The organism is Xanthomonas sp. fls2-241-TYG-148, assembly GCF_030208815.1.
GTDB classification, from domain to species: domain Bacteria; phylum Pseudomonadota; class Gammaproteobacteria; order Xanthomonadales; family Xanthomonadaceae; genus Xanthomonas; species Xanthomonas campestris.
Map to the genome: position 1 here is coordinate 21,169 of NZ_JARVTE010000022.1, position 6,825 is coordinate 27,993.

The 6,825-nt window shown below is 67.4% G+C and carries 8 protein-coding genes; 5 read left to right on the forward strand and 3 right to left on the reverse strand.

What is annotated here, in order from left to right; all coding sequences use genetic code 11:
* Positions 1-29 precede the first annotated feature (29 nt).
* The 3 genes from QRM60_RS19485 to QRM60_RS19495 all read right to left on the reverse strand — a co-directional run bounded on the left by QRM60_RS19485 (position 30) and on the right by QRM60_RS19495 (position 3,212).
* Positions 30-1,295 (reverse strand): heme biosynthesis HemY N-terminal domain-containing protein, encoded by a 1,266-nt coding sequence (locus QRM60_RS19485; protein WP_228437448.1) that lies wholly within the window; start codon positions 1,293-1,295, stop codon positions 30-32.
* Positions 1,292-2,269 (reverse strand): uroporphyrinogen-III C-methyltransferase, encoded by a 978-nt coding sequence (locus QRM60_RS19490; RefSeq protein WP_285446871.1) that lies wholly within the window; start codon positions 2,267-2,269, stop codon positions 1,292-1,294. Before QRM60_RS19490 ends, QRM60_RS19485 begins: the two co-directional genes overlap by 4 nt.
* A gap of 103 nt (positions 2,270-2,372) precedes the next feature.
* The gene (locus QRM60_RS19495; protein WP_285446872.1) at positions 2,373-3,212 is read right to left on the reverse strand and encodes a uroporphyrinogen-III synthase; all 840 of its coding nucleotides are present in this window, start codon (positions 3,210-3,212) and stop codon (positions 2,373-2,375) included.
* A 278-nt stretch (positions 3,213-3,490) separates the two neighbouring features.
* Here QRM60_RS19495 and QRM60_RS19500 point away from each other — a divergent pair, with 278 nt between their 5' ends.
* The 5 genes from QRM60_RS19500 to QRM60_RS19520 all read left to right on the forward strand — a co-directional run bounded on the left by QRM60_RS19500 (position 3,491) and on the right by QRM60_RS19520 (position 6,606).
* Entirely contained in the window at positions 3,491-3,961 is a 471-nt protein-coding gene (locus QRM60_RS19500) for a YiiD C-terminal domain-containing protein (protein WP_019237134.1), read from the forward strand.
* A gap of 31 nt (positions 3,962-3,992) precedes the next feature.
* Complete coding sequence (locus QRM60_RS19505) at positions 3,993-4,415, forward strand: hypothetical protein (protein WP_285446873.1); 423 nt, start codon at positions 3,993-3,995, stop codon at positions 4,413-4,415.
* 88 nt (positions 4,416-4,503) lie between these two features.
* On the forward strand, positions 4,504-4,941 hold the full coding sequence (locus QRM60_RS19510) for a rhodanese-like domain-containing protein (RefSeq protein ID WP_012437015.1): 438 nt from the start codon (positions 4,504-4,506) through the stop codon (positions 4,939-4,941).
* Between the two features lie 109 nt (positions 4,942-5,050).
* Positions 5,051-5,563 carry a protein-export chaperone SecB gene (gene secB / locus QRM60_RS19515; RefSeq protein WP_011035459.1) on the forward strand — a complete coding sequence of 171 codons (513 nt, stop codon included), beginning with the start codon at positions 5,051-5,053 and terminating at the stop codon, positions 5,561-5,563.
* A gap of 17 nt (positions 5,564-5,580) precedes the next feature.
* A complete protein-coding gene (locus QRM60_RS19520; protein WP_114996724.1) occupies positions 5,581-6,606 on the forward strand; it encodes an NAD(P)H-dependent glycerol-3-phosphate dehydrogenase in 1,026 nt (341 codons plus the stop codon).
* Positions 6,607-6,825 lie beyond the last annotated feature (219 nt).

Sequence of the window (6,825 nt, forward strand, 5' to 3'; positions counted from 1 at the left end):
GCCGATGCAAGGCCGAACAATCGCATTGATTACACGAGGCGATCGTCCGGCGTGGTCGGGCCGGATGGGGGCGGTTCATGGGCCACCACGATCGGGCCGCGGATGGATTGCTGCGGCATGATCTCCAGCACCGGTTCGCCGCGCGCGGCGCGCAGTGCGTTGGCGTAGCAGTGCTGCGCGGAGAGCAGATCACCGGCCGCTGCAAACCCGTGGCCCAGTTCTTCCCAGGCATCGGCACCGGCGCCATTGGCCAGTGCGCGGTGCAGGAATTCTTCGGCCTGCGACCACTGTTGCTGATGGCGCGACAGGCGGGCCAGGGTGAGCAGCAGCCCGGGGCTGTCCGGATGCTGGGTCAGCCAGCGCTGGGCACTGGCACGCCGCGAATCGTATTTTTCCAGCGGCAACACGCCGTACAGGCGCACCAGCGATTCGTCCCACAGCGTATCCAGCGCCTGTTCCAGGCTGTGCACCGCGGCATCGTCCCAGTGCAGCACGGCCGCACGTTGGGCATAGGCGCCAACGACGGCCGGGTAGGTGCGCAGCGCCTTCGGCAAGGCTTCCCAGCGTTCGGCCAGGGCGTTGGCATCGCCGGCCTGCAGCAAGGTCTGCTCGGCCAATGTGGCCTCCAGTGCACTGTAGGCCTCCGGCGCCAACACCGCCTGCTGACGCAGGGCGCCGAGTTGGCCATAGGCCTCGTCGGCGCGTCCGATCTGCGCCAGTGCATGCGTGCGTAACAGCAGGCCGCGGGCAGGCAGCGGCTGCGCGGCGGCGCTGTCGAGCGCATTGATCGCATCCACCGGGCGCTGCTGCGCCAGATGCCGCTCGCCCTGCAGCAGTGCGTGTGCGGTGGGGTCGCGCTCGGCCAACTGCTGCGCCAGCGCTGTGGCCGAGGCCACGTCACCGCGCGCATCGGCCACGCGCACGGCGCTGGCCAAGGCAATGCCGCTGACTTCTTCGTCCTCGCTGGCGTTGACCAGCAGGCGCTCGGCACGCTGCCACTGGCCGTGATCGGCAGCGCGCAGGCCTTCGATCAGGCGCGCACGGCCCTTTTTGCGGCGGTATTTGCCCCAGACCCGGAACGGCAGGCTGATCAGCGTCCACAACAGCCACAGCACCAGCAGCGCGATGACCAGGATCAGCACCGCCTGCGGCATGGCGGCGCGGTAATCGTTGCCGCCCACGCTGACCACCACATTGCCCAGGTCGTAGCTGTTCTGGTGCGATAGCCATTGCGCGCCCAGCACACCCAGCGCCACGGCAACCAGCAGGATCAAGACGGTACGCAGCACTTTCATTGTGTGGATCTCCCTTCACGCATGGCCTGCAGTTGCAGCAGGGTGGTGCCCAGTTCCGGCAGGCGCGGACGCAGTGGCGCTTGTTGCAGTTCGCGCAGGCGCGTGCGTGCCTGGCGGCGCTGTGGCGAGTCTGGCCACAGCCGCGTGGTCCAGGTGTCCACGCGCCGTAAGGCTTGCGCGAACCCCTGCGCATCACCGCGCTCGGCCGCTGCACGCGCCACGCTGACTTCGATCTGCAGCGCATCGCGCGCGGCCGTGCGCTCGCCACCGGTGATCAACGCATTGCCACGGCTCGGGCGGATTTCCACCAGGGGCGAGAGGGCCTTCTGCCACCAGGGCAGTGCGGCCTCGCTGTCCTGCGCGCTCTGCTCGGGCAGGCGCTGCAGGTCCGTTGCCAGGCGATCCAGCCCTTCACCAACCTGTGCCTGCGGGCCGGGACCCAGGCGATCAAGGGCGTCGCGCTCCTGCACCAGCGCCTGACGCAGATTGAGATAGCCCGGGTCGTCGATGCCGTTGAGCGCGCCATTGGCCAGGGCGTAAGCGCGTCGTGCGCCATCGGCATCGCCGGCGATGCTCAGCCGCTGCTGGCCAAGCCGCAGCAGTAATTCCACCTCGTCCAGCCGCAGCGCCTGGGCGCCGTGCCGGTTGGGATCGGCCAGCTTCTGCACGGTGTCTTCAAGCAATGCGCTGCGCTGGCTCAGCCCAAGCATTTCATCGCGCAGCACGCGGTTGGTGGCGGCGGCATCCTGCAGGCGTTCGTTGGCCAGGCGCTGGTCGCGGCGCAGGGTGTCGAGCAGTTGCTGGGTCCCGTCCCAGCGTTGCTGCTGCGCCTGGGCGGCCTGGATCTGGGTGTCCTGGTAGCTCTGCCATGCGCGCCACCCGAGAAACAGCGCCGCGCCCACGGCCACGATCGCCACGACGAGCAGCAACCAGGCCAGGGGGAAACGTCGCGCAGGAGCGGGCATGTCGGTCATTCGGGCATCCTCGGGCGGTCACGACAGGCGCAGGCGCCGCAGTCATCCGCCACAGCATGGCGTCTGGCCACAGACACCTGCAAGCTGTGCTTGAGTCCGCAGTTCAGCAAGGTGGCGGCGGCGTCATGATCGCAGCCGCGGCGGCCGCCAATTGCGCAGGCAGTGGGCCTTCGGCGCGATGGACCTGCACGAAGCCGGCAGCGCGCGCGGCTTCCAGCATGCGGTCGCTGGAGGCGACCACCGGGCGGGTCTTCAATGCAGTGGCCAATGACGGCGGCAGCTGCTGCACGATCAACATCAGCGCTTCACTGCTGCTCAGGGCCATCACGCTGCGTGGCAGCGCGGTCTCCAGCGCATGCAGCGTCGATGCGCGCAGCCGGAGCGCAACACGCTGATACACATCTGCGCGCAGGATCCGCGCACCGCGCTGCTCCAGCGCCGGCGCCAGCATGCCGCGGCCGCCGGGCGCGGTGATCAGGCCCACGGCGTGCAGCGGGGCATCGAACACCGGCAGTGCCAGCAGGCCTTCGCTGTCCATGCGCGCCGGGCGCACCACCGCGTCGATCCCGCAGGCCTGCAGCGCCCGCGCCGTGCCTTCGCCCACGCTTGCCCACTGGGCCGGTTCAGGCCGCTGCAGGGGCAGCAGCCGGTGCGCCGCGTGCACGGCGGCCGGGCTGGTGAACACGACAATCGGCGCGCCCACTGCCTGCCGCAGCGCATCGCGTGCCTGCAGCGTGTCGTTGATCTGCAGGCGCCAGGGCGACACCGCCAGCAACTGGCCGCCATGCCGGGCCACCGCACACCGCAGCGGCGCGTGCTCGCCGCTGGGGCGCAGCGACAGCAGGGTCCATGAAGTGGGCGACGGCAGGGACAAGGTCATCGGTGGATTATGCGAGAGCCGCGCAGCATGCGCAGGCCGCTTGCGTCTTGTCGTCGCGCGCAACGACGCCACCAGTCATAACGCGTCTAGCTGATCGCGTTGCCGCATGGCCTCTGCGCACTGGCGCCATGCATGCGGCAGCGTATTGACTGGTTCGCCGATCCGTACGCCGCGGTACTGCATTTGTCGCTGTTTTCGAGAAAGCGAAGCGGCACAAGGCGCTCGCGTTGTGCGTGCATTTGCAGGCCGATCGCCAGCTACTTTTGTGACTGAAACGCACAAGACGCTCGCAGGACATTGCGGCATGATGCCAACCCCTCGCCGCCTTGCAGCCTTTGCCGATGATCCTTCCGTGCACGCTCGCATCCGCCCTGCACTCGTTGCAGCAGCAGTTCGTCGCCATGCCACCGGTGCTGTCGATGGGTATTGCCGTGGACGGGTTGCATGACGGGGCCTTGCGGCTACGCGCGCCGCTGCAGGCCAACGTCAACGACAAGGCCAACGCCTTCGGCGGCAGTCTGGCCTCGCTGATGACACTGGCCGGGTGGGGGTGGTTGACCTTGCAACTGCAGTTGGCCGGGCACGATGCCGATGTCTACGTGGCCGACAGCCAGCTGCGCTATGTCGCGCCGGTGTACGAAGAGCTGGTGGCAGACGCCGCGCCGTCGGCGGCCGGCAACTGGGAGGTTTTTCTGGCCACCTTCCGCCAGCGCGGCAAGGCACGCATCGACATGCGCGCGCAGGTGGCGTTGGAGTCGGGTGCGGCGGCGGCGACGCTGAGCGGGCGGTTCGTGGCCTTTCCAAAACGGTAGGATGCGGGCCTGGTCCTTGGGGGGAAGGCGCATGCGTGCAGTGATGGGAATGGTGGTGCTGCTGGGGTTGGTCCTGGTCAGCGGCCTGGCCACCGCCGGCAGCCGGGCGCAGGCGCGTGCGCTGGAAACCACCCAGGCCGCCTACACGGCGGCGGTGCGCTGGAGCGATTTCGATGCAGCGCAGGGCTTCATCGAGCCGACCTATGCGCAGGCCCACCCGCTCAGCGAGCTGAAACGCTCGCGCTACGAGCAGGTGCAGATTTCCGGCTACCGCGAACTGCGCGTTGGCGAGACCGACACCGGCGACCTGCGCCGGGAGGTCGAGCTGCGGGTGATCAACCGCAATACCCAGGCCGAGCGGCTGGTCCGCAGCATCGAGGTGTGGCACTGGGATGCCGAGCGCAAACGCTGGTGGCTGACCACCGGCCTGCCGGACCTGTGGCAGGGCCAATAGCCTCCCACTCGCCCACCCAGCGTGGCACTGGCCGTCGCGTACGCCAGCTGTGCGACAATTCCCGCCCGCTTCATCGACCGTGATCTCAGTGAATTTCGAAGAGCTGCAGGCCTTTGTGGGCCGCAACCCCATGCTGTCGCTGGCCCTGGTGGGCCTGACCATCGCCATCATCGTCACCGAGATCGCGCGCCTGTTCCGCGGCTATCGCGCGCTCAAGCCGGCCGAGCTGACCCGCCTGATCAACAGCGAAAATGCGCTGGTGATTGATCTGTCGCCCACTGCCGATTTCGAAAAAGGCCACATCGCCGGCAGCCGCAACGTGGCACTGGCCAAGTTCGACCCGGCCGGCAAGTTGCTCGCCAATGCCAAGTCCTCGCCGGTGGTGGTGGTCTGCCGCAGCGGCAACGCCTCTGCCGGCGCTGCCAAGACGCTGAAGAAGGCCGGCTTCGAGCAGGTCTACTGGCTGGAGGGCGGCATTGCCGCCTGGCAGATGGCCGAGCTGCCGCTGGTCAAGGGCCGCGCCTGATCTGCCTTGTGAGGCGCCGCGCAAGCCCCCATTGCTTGCGTGAGATACTGCGCTTTCACGTCTGCATCACTCAACGTTGCATCCATCGAACCGTTTTCTGGAGTTAGGAATGTCCGACGAAATCCTCAACGGCGCCGCTGCGCCGGCCGACGCCGCTGCTGGCCCCGCTTTCACCATCGAAAAGATTTACGTCAAGGACGTTTCTTTCGAATCGCCGAACGCCCCGGCCGTCTTCAATGACGCCAACCAGCCCGAGCTGCAGTTGAACCTCAACCAGAAGGTGCAGCGCCTCAACGACAACGCGTTCGAAGTCGTGCTGGCTGTGACCCTGACCTGCACCGCCGGTGGCAAGACCGCCTACGTGGCCGAAGTGCAGCAGGCTGGCGTGTTCGGCCTGGTCGGCCTGGAGCCGCAGGCGATCGACGTGCTGCTCGGCACCCAGTGCCCGAACATCCTGTTCCCGTACGTGCGCACCCTGGTCAGCGATCTGATCCAGGCCGGCGGCTTCCCGCCGTTCTACCTGCAGCCGATCAATTTCGAAGCGCTGTACGCCGAAACCCTGCGCCAGCGTTCGCAGGGCGAAACCTCGCTGGCCGATTCCGAGCCGGCCGGCAACGCGTAAGCGTTGTTGCGCACCGGATGAGCGATCCGACACAGAAAATCGCCGTTCTCGGCGCCGGTTCCTGGGGCACGGCCCTGGCGGCGCTGGTTGCCCGGCACGGTCACCCGACCGTGCTCTGGGGCCGCGATGCGGCGATGGTGGATGCCATCGACCGCACCCACGAGAACCCCCGCTATCTGCCAGGCATTGCCCTGCCGGACAGCCTGCGCGCGACCACCGATCTTCAGCAGACCATCGCCGGCGCCAGCTGGATCCTGGTGGTGGTGCCGTCGCATGCGTTTACCGAAACAATCAAGCTGCTCGCCCCGCTGCGCCCGGCTGACGCGGGCATCGCCTGGGCCACCAAGGGCTTCGAGCCGGGATCCGGGCGCTTCCTGCATGAGGTTGCGCGCGACATCCTTGGCCCCAGCGTGCCGCTGGCCGTGGTGACCGGGCCCTCGTTCGCCAAGGAAGTCACCCTGGGCCTGCCGACCGCGATCACCGTGCACGGCGATGACGCCGCGTTTGCGCAGGTGGTGGCCGATGCCATGCACGGGCCCACTTTCCGCGCCTACACCGGCGATGACATGGTGGGCGCCGAACTGGGCGGCGCCATGAAGAATGTGCTGGCGGTTGCCACCGGCGTGGCCGATGGCATGCAGCTGGGCCTCAACGCCCGTGCTGGCCTGATCACGCGCGGCTTGAACGAAATGCTGCGCCTGGCCGCGGTCATCGGCGCACGGCCGGAAACATTGATGGGCCTGGCTGGCCTAGGCGATCTGGTGCTCACCTGCACCGGCGATCTGTCACGCAATCGGCGGCTGGGTCTGGCGCTGGGACGCGGGCAGAGCTTGAGCGATGCCATCCGTGAAATCGGTCAAGTGGTCGAATCGGTGCAGACCGCCGACGAGGTCATGCGTCAGGCAGAGCAGCATGGCATCGAGCTGCCGATCTCCAACGCGGTGCGTGCAGTCCTGCATGGCGAGATCACCCCGGAAGCGGGATTGAAGGAATTGCTGGCACGCGAGCGCAAGCCCGAGTATCCGCAGACCTTGTTTACCTGAGTCCTGCGTGCGTTGCGCACGTGATCCAGGACACCAAAAAGCCCGGCATTGCCGGGCTTTTTGGTGGTGCGGCCCGTTCCATGCTGCCGCTGCAGTGCAAACGAGGCCGGCGGCTACCAGTGTTAACTGTGCAATCGTGTGCTTAGCAGTCTCGGGTTCTACATGCTCTTAGAACCTGTTCACGATCTTCTGAGTAATAGTGCCAAGAAGGCCAAATGG

What these genes read in the sequence shown, in the direction of transcription:
- QRM60_RS19485 (WP_228437448.1), bottom strand. Translation starts at nt 1,295, where the DNA reads ATGAAAGTGCTGCGTACCGTCTTGATCCTGCTGGTTGCCGTGGCGCTG.
- QRM60_RS19490 (WP_285446871.1), bottom strand. Translation starts at nt 2,269, where the DNA reads ATGACCGACATGCCCGCTCCTGCGCGACGTTTCCCCCTGGCCTGGTTG.
- QRM60_RS19500 (WP_019237134.1), top strand. Translation starts at nt 3,491, where the DNA reads ATGATCCTTCCGTGCACGCTCGCATCCGCCCTGCACTCGTTGCAGCAG.
- QRM60_RS19505 (WP_285446873.1), top strand. Translation starts at nt 3,993, where the DNA reads ATGCGTGCAGTGATGGGAATGGTGGTGCTGCTGGGGTTGGTCCTGGTC.
- secB (WP_011035459.1), top strand. Translation starts at nt 5,051, where the DNA reads ATGTCCGACGAAATCCTCAACGGCGCCGCTGCGCCGGCCGACGCCGCT.
- QRM60_RS19520 (WP_114996724.1), top strand. Translation starts at nt 5,581, where the DNA reads ATGAGCGATCCGACACAGAAAATCGCCGTTCTCGGCGCCGGTTCCTGG.